The following is a 14971-nucleotide window of genomic DNA, read 5'->3' as shown; positions in this document are numbered from 1 at the left end:
ATCGACCCCATGGCGGCCTCGACGGCCAGACCCCCTACGAACGCCTTAAGCAGAAGACTCAGACCCAGGCGTAAACGATCAACGTCAGTTGCACACACTGCGCGGGCAACAGTTGCCGAATTGTTCTTGTGAGTATCAAGCGGCGGCGCGTTGCGCCGCCAGCGCGGCCCTGCGCTCGGCCGCACGCTGCGCGTGCGGCCTGGGGGCCGCTCTCGCGCACGGCCGTGCTCAGCCCGCGCAGTAGATAACAATGTGGCTAAACCTGTTACGAACGTGAGTCGTACAACGATACACCTGTTAGGTGCACTACAAAAGATTCGTGCACAAAGATCTTGGAATTAGGGAAGCCATTGAGTGATATCGAGCCAGCTCGCGGTAGCAACATTCCAGATGAAGATCTCGATAGCGAGAAGCGTGAATCTGCGCGAAAGATAGTACAGCAGCAGTCCACTCTGCGTAATCTTCGAACCACCAGACTTCTTCAAGCTATATGGCTTATCGCAAGCTTGGTGGCTGCTGTATTTCTTGGCAGCGCCATGTTTATTGGTATCTGGACCAATTACCGGACGCCTTTCACTCTTATAGGGTTTGCCGCTGCCGCCGTCTCTACAGCGTTTGCTGCTGGTTATCTGATCAAGCTCCGCCCTCAGATATCTGAAAATATACATACCCTTCGGACGTATGAGACCGAACAACTCCACTTGGCCGCGAGTGAGGAAGCTAATCCCCTCTCGGCTCTTCGAATCTATCGCCTCATAGCTTCCAATGACATTGAGGAACTGAGCCGACATGCTCGGCGCAATCAACGTTATGCCAACATCCTGCAGTGGATAGTTATCCTTGGTTCTGTAGTCTCTACGAGTCTTGCCGGTATTGCAGTAGGAGGCGGTGATCAGCCCATAGTCCGCCTTGTCACGGCCATCTCTAGCGGTCTGGTTAGCGTCGCTGCAGCGGCCGCCGGGTTTTTCAAGTTTCGTGAGCGTCGCACGACTCAGCAACAGACAGCTGACGCAATGAAGAGACACCTGAAAGCTGTTGAGCTGCAGATTGACGAGTATGACGAAGAAGATGAGCCGCTTATACTAAAGAGATTTGCCAAAAATATGGAAGAATTGAAGGATGAGCAACGCAAACGGGAATTGCAACTAGAGGAATCTACCGATAAAAATTCTAGCTAGTTACCACATCTATCCCTCTTCTTAGAGGTGTGATCGCGGTGATATTTGAATATCGTATAGGGGGTGCGCTCCTTTAGTGAGTCGCATCATCCCGAAAATCTCTGAGTCTTTTTGCTGCCTTGACCAGACAAGGGGGCCGCGAGAATGGACCGGGCATGCCGAGATTGATCGGTAGCCGTTATGGATATGAAAGGGGCAATCTTGGGGAGGTGCTTCTTCCCTAGCGAGAGGCTCTGCCGCCGCCTGGAACATAGCACCCCCGAAAATCGCTAGTGGGGTGTCATCACTCTCACGATCGCCTGAGGGCGGCTGGTCGCCGTACCGAGCTGGGGGCGATCGACGGGCCAGGGCTTCGTTCCTCAGCCCCAGCCCACTGGGTAACGAGGTTGGCCGCCGCTGCGGGATATATGCGGGATGGCTGTATGCGCCAAGACGAATGCTGAGGCTGTATCGCCTGCTCAGGGGTGATCTGGTGCATCAATCACCGGCCCGCTGTAAAACCGTCGGCTCAGCCTACGCAGGTTCAAGTCCTGCACCTGCCACACCAGCAGAAAAGGCCCCTTCACCAGCGGAAACGCGGTGCGGGGGCTTCTTCATTTCTGATCTACGACTCCCCGTGAGTCCCCGTGAGTCCCCGCCATTTCCCGTGAGATCCGGCTTCCACCTCAACCACTTGCGGCCTTCGTGGTGCAACGTCGATCATCCCGGAGCCGAGTACCCCCGCCGGAGGCATCTGGTTGAAGTCGGACGAGATCCCAGACCAGAGAGCGAGCAGCCGGCGCAATGCGAAGCACCCGAAGGGCCTCGAAGAGGTTGGGCCGGTCAGTCGAAGCTCTCGCCCCTGGGCGGCGGTGCGGCCCAGCGTCGGGCGTTAACCATCAGGGGATCGATACGTCATCGCGAGTCCTGGGCCTGGGGCGGCTGCGCGTTGACGGTCGGCGATTTGTTCGGTGCGGCGGGCGGCTGGTGCGGTGGGCCGCGGGGTCTGCTCGTTCCTGCTGGGCGGGCGCGGGGCGGGACCGGTGTCCACGCCGCATGTCCGGCCCCGATGTCTGCCCGGCGGGGGCGGGCACGCCCCGGGGCTGCGGCGCGGAGCGCTGCCGCCCCCATTTTACTTGACCACGAAAAATTTTGACTTGTGCTACTGAGACCGATGCTTGGTTTCTGCGTCGCGCCTGGTCACGCTTGGAAAGTTGGATACGAGGTAGGGGATGATGTGGATAAGCGGCCTACGAAGTGTGTGTTCTCCGGCGCGGTTCTGTTTGGTCTGCTGGTAGGGGCTGGGGTACTGCCCGCAAGTGCTGATTCGCTGAGCGAACCGCCATCAGGTGCAGCGGGTACGCCTGCGGTTGGCCCATCGGCTCGGGCGTTGGTGCTGACGATCGCTCAGGGGCCGGTTATCTTGCCAGCTGCTCGATCGGTGGTGTTGCAGTGTGCGCCACTCGCCGGGGGGACGCACCCCAAAACACGGGAAGCGTGTGCGGCTATGGCCCCCATATCCGGCGACATGGGCAAGTTCCAGCCTTCCCCGAGGACGAACTGCAGCTTTCAGTATGATCCGGTGACGATCTCGGCGGTCGGCGTGTGGGATGGGCGCTTCGCCTTGTCATCTCACACCTTCGGGAACACGTGCCAGTTGATGAGTGCGTTGGGGCCGGTGGCTAGTTTCTGATGTGCGAGCAGCGGGCGGCGGCGCGGGGCGCTGCCGCCTTGAGGGTGCTGTTGAACGCCTCGGCGGCGGCATTGTCGAGCGCGCAGCCGACCCGGCCCATCGACTGCACCACGCCCAGGCGCCGACATAGGTCCTGGTAGCGGGCTGCGGTGTACTCCGACCCGCGGTCCGAGTGGAAGATCACCCCGTCCACGTCGCCGCCGCGCGTGGCCGCTGCCATCTGCAGCGAAGCGCTGGTCAGCGCGGCATCATGGTGGGCGGACATGGCGTAGCCGAGCAGCCGGCGGGAGAACAGGTCCTCGACCGTGGCCAGGTACAGCTTGCCCTCGCCGGTATCGATCTGCGTCACATCGCCGCACCACGGTACGTCCGGCGCGACCGCGGTGAACTTCCGCCGGACCAAAACCGGCGCGGCAGGCCGCTTGCCCTGGAGAGTCAGCGACCGAGGCTTGCGGCGTTTCCGGCCGGGCCAGGCCGAGCTCGGCCATCCGCGCCGCGACGGTGTTCTCCGACACCCGCCAGCCCGCCTCGTGCAGGTCACGGGTGATACGCGGCGAGCCGTAGGTGCCGCCCGACGCCTCGAACAGGCGGGTGATCTCCGCGTTCAGGTCGGCCCGTCGGCGTTCCCGGGCAGTCGTGACGTCCTGGCCGATACGGTTCTTCCACTTGTAGAACCAGGACTGCGACACCCCAATGCCCGGCAGGAGGTGACGTGGTCGATGCCGTGATCGGTCTTCTGGGAGCTGATGAAGGCCGCCACGCTCACCGGCCCATCGCCTCTTTGACCCCCAAGACCACCGAGCGCTTGAGGACATCACGCTCGTCCTCCAACTCCGCGCGCTCCTTCTCCCAGCCCGCCTTCTCCTTGGCGTGCTGTTTGACCAGCTCGGCCTTCTCGCGCCGCAGCCGCGCCAACTCCTCCTCCGCCGACTCCTTCAGCTTCCCGCCTCCACCGTCCCCGCCGGCTTGCTCTGCCGCGAGCCGGTCCATCTGCACCCAGTTGTGCAACGTGTACTCGTTGATACCAAGGTCTCGCGCGACGTACGCGACGTGCGCGACGGGCTTGCCGGTCTCCTTGACGATCCGCACCGCCCCGGCTCGGAACTCTGGATCAAAACGACGCCTCGTGATACCTGCCACGACCAAACCTTTCCCGGTTCGGTCTCCACGCTATGAGGGGAATCCCAGGTCACCGCTGAAGTAGCACTGCCATCCAACGGAAGGCCACGCTTCCGAAGGGGCACTCCGGCTCCGGGGTGATCATCAGAGGCGAGTGCCGGGTTCGAACCCAGACGTCCCAAGACACTGGACCGGACGGGCCCATCCCCATGGTAGGTAACCCATCTGATCACTACATAGCGCGGCGCCGCTGACGTAGCAGACGCCACGTGGCTAGCCGCCCGTAGCGGTACCGCAGGACTACCTGATCGCCATCGGGGATCAGCAGCACCTTCCTGATCAGCGGACCGCCGTAATCGGGGCGCAAACGCAGGCGCAGCAGCTTCACCCGCACGATCGGCCACAGGCCGCCACGACCGTGAATCGCCTCCCACCCCTCCGCCAGGAGGGGCCGTATCTCCTCGAACTCCGGCAGGGGATGTATCCGGCACCACGTGCGGGGAAAGTCATCCCTCAGCACCTGGAGCTCCGCGATCGGACGGCGCCCTCTCAAGAGCACGAACACCGTACCGTCGTCATGATCCATCAGCGCCATCCAAGGAAAGGCATCTGTCTTTTGGCCAAAGGTCCTGTCGTCACTCAGAACGTAGCCCCGGTGGAGCGCTTCTACGAGCCACAACCTCAGGCTGCTGTAATGATCCGGCGTCCAAACCGAGTATGGGCGGCGGGGCGCCGATGGTCGGCGGGTGGGGTGGGTACGACGGGTGTGTGGGGCGGTTACGGCCTGGGGCGCCGCCGGTCGGGACCGGCGCCCGCGTCGCACGCCCGTCGGCGTGCGGAGGAACGGGTACGGCGGCGCGGTCGGCGTAGCCGTGGAATGCTCGGCCACGCCGGACCCCGGCAACACCTCATCAGCCGCACCCCGTCGTCCTGGGCATCCAGAGCGACTTACTCCAGACAAATCGATCTTAGGGACAGCCTCATGCCGATCCAGGGTGTGCTTTTCGACGTGGACGACACCCTGTTCGACTACTCGGCCTCGGAAGAAGTCGGCGTGCTCACCCACCTGCGGGCCGAAGGACTGCTTGAGAGGTTCCCCGACTCCATCACGGCGCTCGCGCTCTGGCGGGATGTCATGGAGAGGCAGTATGCCCGCTTTCTGAACGGCGAGCTCACCTTCACCGAACAGCAGCTCGAACGCACCAGGGAATTCCTCTCCCACATCGGGCAGGTCGCGCACGCCGGCCTGTCGGACCAGGAGGCCTCCGCCTGGTTCGCCGGATACCAGGTTCACCGCAGGGCCGCCTGGGCGGCATTTCCCGACGCCGAGCCAGTCCTCAGGAAACTCGCACCCGACTACCGCCTCGGCGTCGTCTCCAATTCATCCGCCGATCACCAGCGTCACAAGCTCGACGTCCTTGGCCTCCTGCCTTACTTCGGCGACACGCTTGTTTGCTCTGAGCAGCACGGTGCGGCCAAGCCCGCGTCGAGCATCTTCGTCGCCGGCTGCACCTCCCTCGGCCTCCAGCCGCATGAAGTGGCCTACGTCGGAGACAAGTACGCGCTGGACGCGGTGGGAGCCCACGAAGCAGGGCTGCACGCCTACTGGCTCGACCGGGCGAACATCAGCGCTCGCACGGCCATCGGTAGCGGCGTTCGAGTCATCCACTCCCTCGACGAACTCCCGGCCGCGCTCACGGGCTGAGTTCTATTGGCACCATGCCACCCATGGCGAAACGCGGCTCGGCCGACGGCGGTTGACGGCGATCGACGGGTTCGTGCTCGACCTACCCGGCACTCCGGCGAACCTTGAAGAGTTTCCCAAGGACAGCGTGGGTGGGTATGAGAGCGCGTTCCCGCAGGCCCGAGTCGTGGTCATCGGCGAGTGCGCCGGCCACGCGATCGTCGCGGCGGATGTGTCGGGCTGCTGGGACGGTGAACAGACCCTGGCCTATTCCCTGTCCGAGCGGCTGGAGGAGGACATGCCCCTGCTCGTCGATCGCGGTTTCTGCAGCTTCTACGCCTGAGGTCAGGCCCGCCGTAGCGGCGCCCAGCTGCTGTGGCGGGTGCGGGCCGGGCCGCGCCCGTGCCGGCTGCGTGACCTGGACGACGGGTCCTGGCTCGCGGTGATCACCAACCCCGTGATCGGCCTGCGCGGATCACAGAAGGACCGGCTGTGCGAAGACTCGCGCGGCAGGGCGAGCGGCGCATCCGCGGCTGTGGCGCGGCGTGGCGATCACCGCGATCTCGTCGGCCGTGGTTTCCCGCCGACTCGCCGGACCTGTTCGAGGATGTGCGGCAGGCGCTGGATCGGCGTCACACCGGCGCCGGAGAGAAGCATCATCGAGACCGAAAAATGTAAGGGCCATATGGAAAGAAAATCATGAGAACGTAAAGGAGTCTTCCGGGAATGGTCGCAGGATCGAAAGTAAATTGACCGCGTACGTTTAGTCGTGAAAATGCGTACGCGGCGATCGAGAAATAAGTTCAGCGCCTGCCTTGACGCCTCTCAGAGAGGGGGGTTCATGATGGGAGGGTCAGAGGAACGCGAACCTTGGGAGGAACCGTGCTCAAGGAAGCCTGTGTTGTCAGCGCTCTCGTGGCTGCCGCCCTCGCCCCTTCGATTCCCTCGCAGGCGCAGTCTGGAAGCGTCGGCACCGTCGTCTCGTCCACCAATCACTCCGTCTCGCAGGCCCCGAAATGTAAATGGCTCGATGAGGGAGAGAGGAGGTGCTACTACTGCCGCGGCAAGAAAGGCAGTGGATACAAGAAGCAGTACTGTGAGCGGAAGCGCGGCGAGTCCGAGAAGTCGACCGAGGTCGAATGCGTGACCACCAAGGACCCGACCACGACCAGCCCGAACCGCACGTGCAAGACGTGTACGGACGCCAAGACCGGGAAGCGCATTTCCAAGGTGTGCGACAGCTAGCTTCATGAGGTGCTGCTGAATCTCGCCGCGCCCCGCCCGCTGTGTGGCGGGTGAACCTGATGAGCGTATCCACCATCACGAGGAGACCGCCGGAGTTTGCCGCCCGTTGCCCAGGGTTCCGGAGGAACAGGGAGATCCCGCCCGATCGAGGTGATCGGACGGGATCTCGTCAACCCTTGAGCACTAAAACCCGGACGTCACCCAGAGGTCATTCTTCGCCTGTCGTCGGGAACGGCCTGTAAAATCGTCGGCTCGGCCTGCGTAGATTCAAGTTCCGCACCTGCCACGCCAGTAGAAAGAGCTCCCTCGCCGGCGGAAACACGGTGAGGAGGCTCTTCTCGTATGTCCGGCCGTTAACGATGCTCTATGACTGATCTTTCCCAATGCGTTTCCATGGGCCTATGCTCCATGAGGGCGTAGGTTCATGGTCTGCGGTGTGAACGGCTTTACCTGCCAGGTCGGTGACCACACGCCCTCCGCGAAGAAACGGATCATCGAAGGGGAATCATGGGGGCCGAGGGCTGGGAATCGATCGAGTCGGCGGACGAGTTGCGGGAGGTGCTTGGCCCCCCCAAACCGGCCGTGCTGACGAAGGAGCGGAAGAGCCTGCACGAACTGGACCGTGCCTGGCTGGCAGCCTCGCCGTTCTGCCTCATCGCGACCTCGGACACCGACGGTAGCTGTGACGTATCACCCAAGGGTGACCCGCCAGGATTCACGCTGGTCCTGGACGACTCCACGATCGCGGTTCCCGAGCGGCCGGGCAATCGCAGGGCGGACGGATTCCACAACATCCTGCGAAATCCGCACGTCGGCCTGATCTACTTCGTCCCCGGCCGCGGCGACACCCTGCGTGTCAACGGCAGGGCACGCCTGGTGCGCGAGGCCCCCTTCTTCGACCGGATGGTGGTCAAGGGGCACCGGCCGTCGCTCGCGATCGTGGTCGAGATCGAGCAGATCTTCCACCACTGCGCCAAGGCTTTCCTCCGCTCGGAACTGTGGCGCCCGGAGAGCTGGAACCCGCAGGTCCTGCCCTCGCGGGCGCGCATCGCCCAGGCGCTGGAACGGCAGGGGGAGCCGATCGAGGAACTGGAGCGCTACTACGGCCCCTCCTACGCGGAGGGGATGTACCGCTGAGCGGGCGGGCGAGGTGGGCGAGTGGTCAGGGGCAGCCCAGTGCCCGGTATTCCCAGCCCGCCGCACGCCAGGTGTCCGCGTCGAGCGCGTGCCTGCCGTCCACGATCCGGGGGTGCTTGACCACGCTCGCCAGTGCCGAGGGCTCGATCTCGCGGAACTCGGCCCACTCGGTGAGCAGGACGACCACGTCCGCGTCACGGGCCACGTCCAGCGCGCTCGTGCCGTACCTGAGTTCCGGATAGGTACGGCGCGCGTTGTCCATCGCGGCCGGGTCGTACACCCGGACGTTGGCGCCCAGGCCGTGCATGGTCCTGGCCACGTCCAGTGCGGGGGCGTCCCTGATGTCGTCGGAGTTGGGTTTGAAGGCCGCGCCCAGGCAGGCGATCCTCTTGCCGTCGAGCCGGCCGTCGAGCAGTTCCCTGACCAGGTCGATGGTCCGGGAACGGCGGCGCCGGTTGATCGCGTCGACCTCACGGAGGAAGGACACGGCCTGGCCGACGCCGATCTCCTCGGCCCGGTGCGCGAAGGCGCGGATGTCCTTGGGCAGGCAGCCGCCGCCGAAGCCGAGGCCGGGCTGGAGGAACCGGCCGCCGATCCGGTCGTCATGGGCGAGGGCCTTGGCCAGGTCGCGGACGTCGGCCCCGGTGGCCTCGCAGACCTCGGCCATCGCGTTGATGTAGGAGATCTTGGTGGCCAGGAACGAGTTGGCGGCCACCTTGACCAGCTCAGCGGTGGCCAGGTCGGTGACGACCACCGGGGTACCGAGGTCGAGGATCGGCTGGAACGCCGCGGTGAGGCGTTCGCGCGCCCAGTCGGAGGTGACGCCGAACACGAGCCGGTCGGGCTTGAGGGTGTCGTCGACGGCGAAGCCCTCCCGCAGGAACTCAGGGTTCCAGGCCAGCTCCACCTCCTCTCCCGCGGGGGCCAGCTCGCGCAGCAGGCCGGCCAGGCGGGCGGCGGTGTTCACCGGGACGGTCGACTTGCCGACCACCAGGCAGCGCCGGGTCAGGTGGGCGGCCAGGTCGCGTACGGCGGCGTCGACGTAGGTCAGGTCGCAGGCGTCCGAGCCGGGCTGCTGGGGGGTGCCGACGCAGACGAAGTGGACGTCGCCGTGCTCGGCGGCCTCCGCGTAGGAGGTGGTGAACCGGAGCCGGCCCGACTCCAGGACCTTGCCCAGTAACTCGGGCAGGCCGGGTTCGAAGAAAGGTACTTCCCCGGCCTGTAGTTTTTCGATTTTCTTGCTGTCCACGTCGAGGCCGACCACGTCGTACCCCAGCGACGCCATGCAAACCGCGTGCGTCGCGCCGAGATAGCCGGTTCCGATCACGGTCAATCGGGGGAGCTCGGCTTCGCCCATATCCGTCGTCCTATCTACTACTTGTCTTCGGCTCTTGTTCAGGAACAGTCGTCGGCCTTGGAGAGGGCTCCGCCGGTGACCTTGTTGTCGCAGGTGATCGTGTTTCCGCCGACCGTGTCGTTGATGCCGAAGCCGCCTGAACCACCAAGATCGATGGTGTTGGCCTGGAACACGTTTCCGGTGCCCCAGCCATTTACGATCTTGTGGGTCTGGAATCCGTCCCCGTTGCTCTGGCTACCGGTGTTACCGCGGATGAGATAGCCGTTGCCCTTGACGTCGACCCAGGAATCGTTGTGCTTGTGACCGCCGAGCTTGGAACCGTCGAAGATGTTGTCGACGATGTGGCCGTCGGAGGTGCCCTCCTTGATGTCGATCGCCTCGGCGGTGGCCCGGATGACGTTGCCGCGTACGGTGTTGCGATCGCTGCGGTCCATCTGCCCGCCGGAGAAGGCCGCCCAGTTGCTCTCCGCGGTGCCGAGGTAGACGCCCTCGCCGAACTTCTCCCGGCGCAGGCCGGTCGCGTAGATCATGCAGTACTGGACGGTGTTGTCGCTGCTGAAGTTGCGCAGGTGAATCGCCTCGTCCCCGATGTGGTGGACGGTCAGCTGCTGGATGATCGTGTTGCCGGTACGGTCGGCCATCACTCCCTTCTGGCTGTTGCGGACGGTGAAGCCGACCAGCCGCCAGTGATCGACCTCGTTGAGGTGGAAGGCGTAGCCCTTCTTGATCCCGCCGCCGTCGATGATCGCCTCGGGCGGGCCGCAGACGAAGATCGGTTCGGCCTCCGTCCCGGAGACCGCCGCCACGAACCGGCCGCTGTAGACACCGGGCTCCAGCCTGATCACCGCGCCCGGCTCGACCGCCTCCAGGGCCTCGGCGAGTCCGGTGGCGTCCGCGACGGTCACCGTGGCCTCGGGGCACTCGACCAGCCCTTTCCCGAGGGGGACCGCGATGTCGGGCGGCTCCTGCGACGCGACGAACTCCTCGGCGTCCTCGCCCCTGTCCTCGTTCACGTCGTCCTCCGCCCGCGTGGTGTCGTCCTCCTGCTGGGAGGCCGGCGCGTCCGCGCTTTTCGGCCGGATGTCCTCGATCGCGGTGCCCGGCTCCTCCGTACCGCCGAACAGCCCGCGCAGCAGCACTACGACGATCACCGTGATGACCGCCCCGGCGAGCATCCCCACCAGGGTCTTCCTGTCAATGTCCAGGCGCATCGCTCAACTTCTCTCGGCTGGAGTCTGGGGGGCGGCGGTCCGCAGGAGCCTGGCCGGTCGCTCTTCCAGCAGTGTCTGCTTCTCGTATGGGTGGACGAACCGCCGGCCGGCCCGCGGGCCGTCGCCGCGTAGTGCCCGGAGCGCCGAGAGCACGATCAGGGAGATGACCCCCAGCCAGATCAGGTTCATCGGCTTGGCGATCCGCTTGACCATCGTCCAGAAGCCGGCCGTGTCCTGCCAGCCGGTGGTGTTGTTCTGCGCGATGGTCGTGGCTCCCTTCGCCCGGCCGGTGTCGAGCGCGCTGCGGCCGGCACCGCCCAGGGTGTTCCCGGTGATCTTGGTACCCTCGGCCGCGCCGAGCAGCGAGATCGCGTGCAGCGAGGCGGACTCGACCGTGTTGGCGGAGATGGTGGCCTCGGAGTCCCGGAGGTAGATCGCGGTCTGGGTGTCCCGCACGATGTTGCCGCTGATCCGGGCCCCCCGTACCCCGCCGCGCAGCGCGATTCCCTGGCTGCGCTGGCCGGTGAGACGGTTGCCGGAGACCCGGACCCCGGTGGCGTCCTCGCTCACCACGATGCCCATCTCCCCGCCGATCACCTCGGTGGTCTGTACGACGAGCTTGACGCCGCCCTGGATCTCCACGCCGTAGCGGCCGTTGTCCCGCGCCGTGCTGCTGGTCACCGAGCTGCCACCGAAGCTGCGCAGCGACTCCCCGGACGCCGACGGCCCCCGGGCCAGCGGCAGGCCGCTGATGGTGAAGCCGTTGCCGTTGTTGCGCTCGGCTCCCGAACCGGTGATCGTGACGTTCTGCGTGCCCCTGGACAGGACGAATCCGTCACCCCTGCTGCCGGTCACGGTGGTGTTCTCGATGGTGGCGTTGCGCGCGAACCGGTGCAGCAGGATCCCGTGGACCAGGCTCCCGGTGACCGAGACGTTGATGATCCGGGTCTCGTTGGAGGCCGTGATGAAGATTCCGTACGCGTTGCCGGTGACCTTGGTGTCGGTGATGTCGCCGGTGACCAGGTTGGCCTCGGGCAGCCGGTAGGCGACCCTGCCCCGGCCGGCTCCGTTGGTGATCTCGACCTCGTTACCGCTGCCCCTGCTCGGCACGAGGAGGCCGTTGGGCAGGAGCGCCCGCTGCTGGGAGGAGGCCGGCTTCGGCTGGGAGGTGGGGTTCGGCGAGGAGGTGGGCGACGACCGGGGGAGGAAGGCGGGAACGGTCACCAGATCGGCGTTCGTGGTCGGCCGGTCACTGCCGGTCAACGCGAGCCCGCCGGTCGGGCCGCTCCAGAATCCGAGATGCTCCACCGTCGCGTGGCTCATCTTGAGTTCCCCGCCGATCACGCGCAGGTAGGCGCGTCCGTCGGAGACCTTGGTGTCGGCCGTCCTGTCGTGCGCGTTCCAGCTGGTGATTCGCACCGGGTTTCGTGCCGAACCGTTGATTTTGATGTTCGCGCCGAAGCTCACGATCGACACGAAGGCACCCGGGTCGCTGCGCATCCGGATCACCAGGGGGCCGGTCGCGTTCTGGAGCACGACTTTGGCCCCCGGACCGGCGAACAGGTTGATGCCGAGCACGTAGGAGCCGTCCGACTGCTTCTGGAAGTGCTCCTGGCCCAGGCGTTCCAGGTCCGCGACCCGGTACGGTTCGCGGCGCTGCGGTAGCACGAGCGTCTGGCCGTTGGCCGAACTGGAGATGTGCGGCACGCGGGATCTCGCGGCGGCGGGGCCGCCGCGTGCCATCGCCGAGGTCAGCGTCGCGCGGGTCTGCATGATCCGCAGATCCTCCTGGTCGACCAGGGCCGACTGCTGTTGTGCCTCCACTTGGGGCACCTCATTCACGCCGGGAGGTGGCGCGGGGCGATCGAGGTAGGAGAGGTATGTCCAGGTACCGGCCGCGGACAGGCACAGTGCCAGGACGATGGGGAGGGTACGGCTCCTCCTCCGGGGCGGCCGGCTCATCCCCTGCCTCCCACGGGAGCGCCGCCCATGGAGGGGCCGCCCACGGGAGCGCCGCCCACGGAGGGACCGCCGATGGAGGGGCCGCCCATGGAGAGGCCCGCCACGGGGATCGAGTCGGGGTGCGGCGAGGACGGCCGCCGGCGCCGTGAAGGACGTCCGTCGGCGGGCACCGGGTGGTCCGGCGCGGGCATGGCGGCATGGCGCAGCACCTGGAACCGCCCTTCGGCGAGCAGTCGCTGCTGCTCGTAGGGGTTGCGGATCTCCCTGCGGCGTTGCCTCCGTTCCACGACACCGCGGGATCGGATCGCCGACACGATCACCAGGAGGATGACCGCGGCCCAGATCACGTTCATGGGCTTGACGAAGCGTTTGGCCTTGACCCAGAACGACGACGTGTCGTTCCACTGGTCCTCGTCGTTGTTGTGCTTGTTCACCGTGTCGGCGGCCCGTGCGACGCTGATCGCGCTCGTCCCCGAACCGATGACGGTGTTGCGGGTGATCTCGGAACCTGCCGCGTCGCCGACCACGGTGATCCCGTGGGCCTTGGGGTGCGACAGGGTTGTGATCTTGTTTCCGATGATCATTCCGGCGGAGTCGCGGAGATAGATCCCGGTGACGGTCCCGGCGATCGTGTTGCCGGCCACATGTGCGCCGGTCGCCCTGTCGCGCAGCGCGATCGCCTGGCGGCGCTGGCCGGTCAGCCTGTTGCCGGAGATCTGCACACCGCTGGCGCCCTCGCGCACCACGATTCCCATGTCACCGCCGATGATCTCGCTGGTCTGCACGGCCAGCCGGCTGCCGCCGAGCACCTCGACGCCGTACCTTCCGTTGTCGCGGGCGGTGCTGTTGCTGACCGAACTGTCACCGTAGACGGCGAGCGACTCGCCGCTCGCGGACGGACCGCTCGCGAGCGGCCGTCCGTTGAGCGTGAAGCCGTTGCGCCTGTTCCGCTCGGCCAGGCAGTCGACGACCTTCACCTTCTCGGTCGCCCGTGACAGCACGAAACCGTCGCCGCCGCTGCCGATCACCTCGGTCTTCTCGATCGTCGCGTTCTTGGCGAACCGGTGCATGAACACGCCGTGCACCAGGCTGTCGACGATCCTGTTGTCGATGATCTGTGTCTGGTTCGAGCCGGAGACGAAGACGCCGTAGGCGTCGCCGGTGATGACGCTGTTCTTGATCGATCCGGAGACCAGCTCGTCGGCGAGCACGTGCGAGGCGGTGCCCGGACCGATCGGAATGGTCTCCACGTCGCCGAAGTTGCTCCCACCCCGCTCGCCCTGCTTGGTGTTCGCCAGCCGTTCCCGCTTGTCCTGGTGACGCTGTTCCTTTGTCCGGTGCCGGTAGACACTGGCCGGCCGCTCGGTGCCGGTGAGCGCGATGCCCCCGGTACGGCCGCTCCAGAATCCCAGGTGGGAGACCTGGGTGTGGGTCATCTCGAACTCACCGCCGACCGCCCGGATGTAGGCGCGGCCGTCGGTCGTGGTCATGTCCGACTTCTGGGTCCGCACGTCCCAGCTGGTGATCCGCACCGGCCTCTTGGCGGTGCCCTTGATCTCGATGCCGCCGCCGAACGTGATGATCGAGCTGAACGAACCCGGCAGGCTGCCCATCCGCAGTGTCAGCGGGCCGCGCAACTGCAGGCGCGCCCCGTCGGCCACGAAGACGTGGACGCCGAGCAGGTAGGAACCGTCCTTCAGTCGTCGTAGGTACCGGCCCTTCTCGACGGCCGCCAGATCCTTGAGGGTGTACGGGGCCTCGGTGTTGCGCGCGGGCAGCACCAGCGTCCTGCCGTGCGCCGACACGAAGATCTGGGGCTGCTTGCGCTGGGCGGCCACGATGCCACCGCTCTGCAGCATGGCCGTGAGCGCGGCGCGAGTCTGGATGATCCGCTGGTCCTCGACGTCCACCAGGGTCGCCTGCGCCTCGGCGCCTTGCGCCGTGAGGGTGCCGGCCTCCAGGGTCGCGTCGTCCGCCATGATCGCGTCTTCGACCAGGGCCGGGGTCTCCTCCAGGTCGGGGTCGTCCGTCGCGGAGGTCGGGGCCGGACCGGAGGTCGGAGCGGGGCCGGCCGTCGAGGTGGGAGCGGACGTCGGCTCCGAGCCGTCTCCCGTGGCAGGGTCGGTGGTCTGGGTTCTGGTCGCCGTCGGCCTCGGTTTGGCAGTGGGAGTCCGGGTGGCCTTCGGAGGGGAGTCGTCCTCCGCGGAGGGCTTGGGCTCGGGCGACGGGTCGTCGAGGAACGGGTTGTCGTCCGGGCGCGCGCTGCCCGTCGGAGACGCGCTGGGCCCCGAGACCGCCTCGGAATTCCCCCCTGGGGTGGGAGAGGAGAGGGCGACGGCAGGTCCGCCTCCCAGGCCGACCGCCAGTGCCACCGTGCCGAGCAGCACGGTAATGGAACGTTCCATC

General features: G+C 66.0%; 13 protein-coding genes and 1 pseudogene. 6 read left to right on the top strand and 8 right to left on the bottom strand.

The window, feature by feature from the left end:
* Positions 1 to 350 precede the first annotated feature (350 nt).
* Both ABZ664_RS06500 and ABZ664_RS06495 read left to right on the top strand, forming a co-directional pair.
* Entirely contained in the window at positions 351 to 1178 is an 828-nt protein-coding gene (locus ABZ664_RS06500) for a DUF4231 domain-containing protein (protein WP_362503896.1), read from the top strand.
* Between the two features lie 1153 nt (positions 1179 to 2331).
* Positions 2332 to 2850: an SSI family serine proteinase inhibitor gene (locus tag ABZ664_RS06495; protein ID WP_362503894.1), complete on the top strand. Its 519-nt coding sequence runs from the start codon at positions 2332 to 2334 to the stop codon at positions 2848 to 2850.
* Here the strand turns inward: ABZ664_RS06495 and ABZ664_RS06490 are convergent.
* From ABZ664_RS06490 to ABZ664_RS06475, 4 genes and pseudogenes are all read right to left on the bottom strand, one after another.
* Positions 2840 to 3391 (bottom strand): DDE-type integrase/transposase/recombinase, encoded by a 552-nt coding sequence (locus ABZ664_RS06490; RefSeq protein WP_362503891.1) that lies wholly within the window; start codon positions 3389 to 3391, stop codon positions 2840 to 2842. The two genes, ABZ664_RS06495 and ABZ664_RS06490, sit on opposite strands and share 11 nt — an antisense overlap.
* Positions 3330 to 3665, bottom strand: a pseudogene (locus ABZ664_RS06485) (IS3 family transposase); the annotation flags it as partial. The gene ABZ664_RS06490 and the pseudogene ABZ664_RS06485, both read right to left, overlap by 62 nt.
* The gene (locus ABZ664_RS06480) at positions 3613 to 3990 is read right to left on the bottom strand and encodes a transposase (RefSeq protein ID WP_362503888.1); all 378 of its coding nucleotides are present in this window, start codon (positions 3988 to 3990) and stop codon (positions 3613 to 3615) included. The pseudogene ABZ664_RS06485 and the gene ABZ664_RS06480, both read right to left, overlap by 53 nt.
* A 211-nt stretch (positions 3991 to 4201) precedes the next feature.
* Complete coding sequence (locus ABZ664_RS06475; protein WP_362503885.1) at positions 4202 to 4564, bottom strand: hypothetical protein; 363 nt, start codon at positions 4562 to 4564, stop codon at positions 4202 to 4204.
* Positions 4565 to 4951: 387 nt separating this feature from the next.
* Between ABZ664_RS06475 and ABZ664_RS06470 the strand changes: the two genes are divergently transcribed.
* From ABZ664_RS06470 to ABZ664_RS06455, 4 genes are all read left to right on the top strand, one after another.
* Positions 4952 to 5674 (top strand): HAD family hydrolase, encoded by a 723-nt coding sequence (locus tag ABZ664_RS06470; protein ID WP_362503881.1) that lies wholly within the window; start codon positions 4952 to 4954, stop codon positions 5672 to 5674.
* A gap of 73 nt (positions 5675 to 5747) precedes the next feature.
* Positions 5748 to 5996, top strand: a complete 249-nt coding sequence (locus ABZ664_RS06465; RefSeq protein ID WP_362503878.1) for a hypothetical protein — start codon at positions 5748 to 5750, stop codon at positions 5994 to 5996.
* 539 nt (positions 5997 to 6535) lie between these two features.
* Positions 6536 to 6898 carry a hypothetical protein gene (locus ABZ664_RS06460; RefSeq protein ID WP_362503875.1) on the top strand — a complete coding sequence of 121 codons (363 nt, stop codon included), beginning with the start codon at positions 6536 to 6538 and terminating at the stop codon, positions 6896 to 6898.
* Positions 6899 to 7405: 507 nt separating this feature from the next.
* On the top strand, positions 7406 to 8035 hold the full coding sequence (locus ABZ664_RS06455; RefSeq protein ID WP_362503872.1) for a pyridoxamine 5'-phosphate oxidase family protein: 630 nt from the start codon (positions 7406 to 7408) through the stop codon (positions 8033 to 8035).
* Positions 8036 to 8060: 25 nt separating this feature from the next.
* Here the strand turns inward: ABZ664_RS06455 and ABZ664_RS06450 are convergent, their stop codons facing one another.
* The 4 genes from ABZ664_RS06450 to ABZ664_RS06435 form a co-directional block, all read right to left on the bottom strand.
* On the bottom strand, positions 8061 to 9392 hold the full coding sequence (locus tag ABZ664_RS06450) for a UDP-glucose/GDP-mannose dehydrogenase family protein (protein ID WP_362503869.1): 1332 nt from the start codon (positions 9390 to 9392) through the stop codon (positions 8061 to 8063).
* A 38-nt stretch (positions 9393 to 9430) separates the two neighbouring features.
* Positions 9431 to 10603, bottom strand: coding sequence for a right-handed parallel beta-helix repeat-containing protein (locus ABZ664_RS06445; protein WP_362503866.1), 1173 nt, complete (start codon positions 10601 to 10603; stop codon positions 9431 to 9433).
* A 3-nt stretch (positions 10604 to 10606) separates the two neighbouring features.
* Positions 10607 to 12427 (bottom strand): right-handed parallel beta-helix repeat-containing protein, encoded by a 1821-nt coding sequence (locus ABZ664_RS06440; protein ID WP_362503863.1) that lies wholly within the window; start codon positions 12425 to 12427, stop codon positions 10607 to 10609.
* A gap of 134 nt (positions 12428 to 12561) precedes the next feature.
* On the bottom strand, positions 12562 to 14970 hold the full coding sequence (locus ABZ664_RS06435) for a right-handed parallel beta-helix repeat-containing protein (RefSeq protein WP_362503860.1): 2409 nt from the start codon (positions 14968 to 14970) through the stop codon (positions 12562 to 12564).
* Position 14971: the final 1 nt, after the last annotated feature.

This window comes from Streptosporangium sp. NPDC006930, from assembly GCF_040635605.1.
GTDB lineage: Bacteria > Actinomycetota > Actinomycetes > Streptosporangiales > Streptosporangiaceae > Streptosporangium.
Note: the sequence above shows the minus strand (reverse complement) of the source record. Positions and strands in the feature narration are given on the sequence as shown.

Excerpts from the sequence above, each read along its gene's own strand:
- ABZ664_RS06495 (WP_362503894.1), top strand. The coding sequence starts at position 2,332 with ATGCTTGGTTTCTGCGTCGCGCCTGGTCACGCTTGGAAAGTTGGATAC.
- ABZ664_RS06475 (WP_362503885.1), bottom strand. The coding sequence starts at position 4,564 with ATGGCGCTGATGGATCATGACGACGGTACGGTGTTCGTGCTCTTGAGA.
- ABZ664_RS06470 (WP_362503881.1), top strand. The coding sequence starts at position 4,952 with ATGCCGATCCAGGGTGTGCTTTTCGACGTGGACGACACCCTGTTCGAC.
- ABZ664_RS06455 (WP_362503872.1), top strand. The coding sequence starts at position 7,406 with ATGGGGGCCGAGGGCTGGGAATCGATCGAGTCGGCGGACGAGTTGCGG.
- ABZ664_RS06450 (WP_362503869.1), bottom strand. The coding sequence starts at position 9,392 with ATGGGCGAAGCCGAGCTCCCCCGATTGACCGTGATCGGAACCGGCTAT.
- ABZ664_RS06445 (WP_362503866.1), bottom strand. The coding sequence starts at position 10,603 with ATGCGCCTGGACATTGACAGGAAGACCCTGGTGGGGATGCTCGCCGGG.
- ABZ664_RS06435 (WP_362503860.1), bottom strand. The coding sequence starts at position 14,970 with ATGGAACGTTCCATTACCGTGCTGCTCGGCACGGTGGCACTGGCGGTC.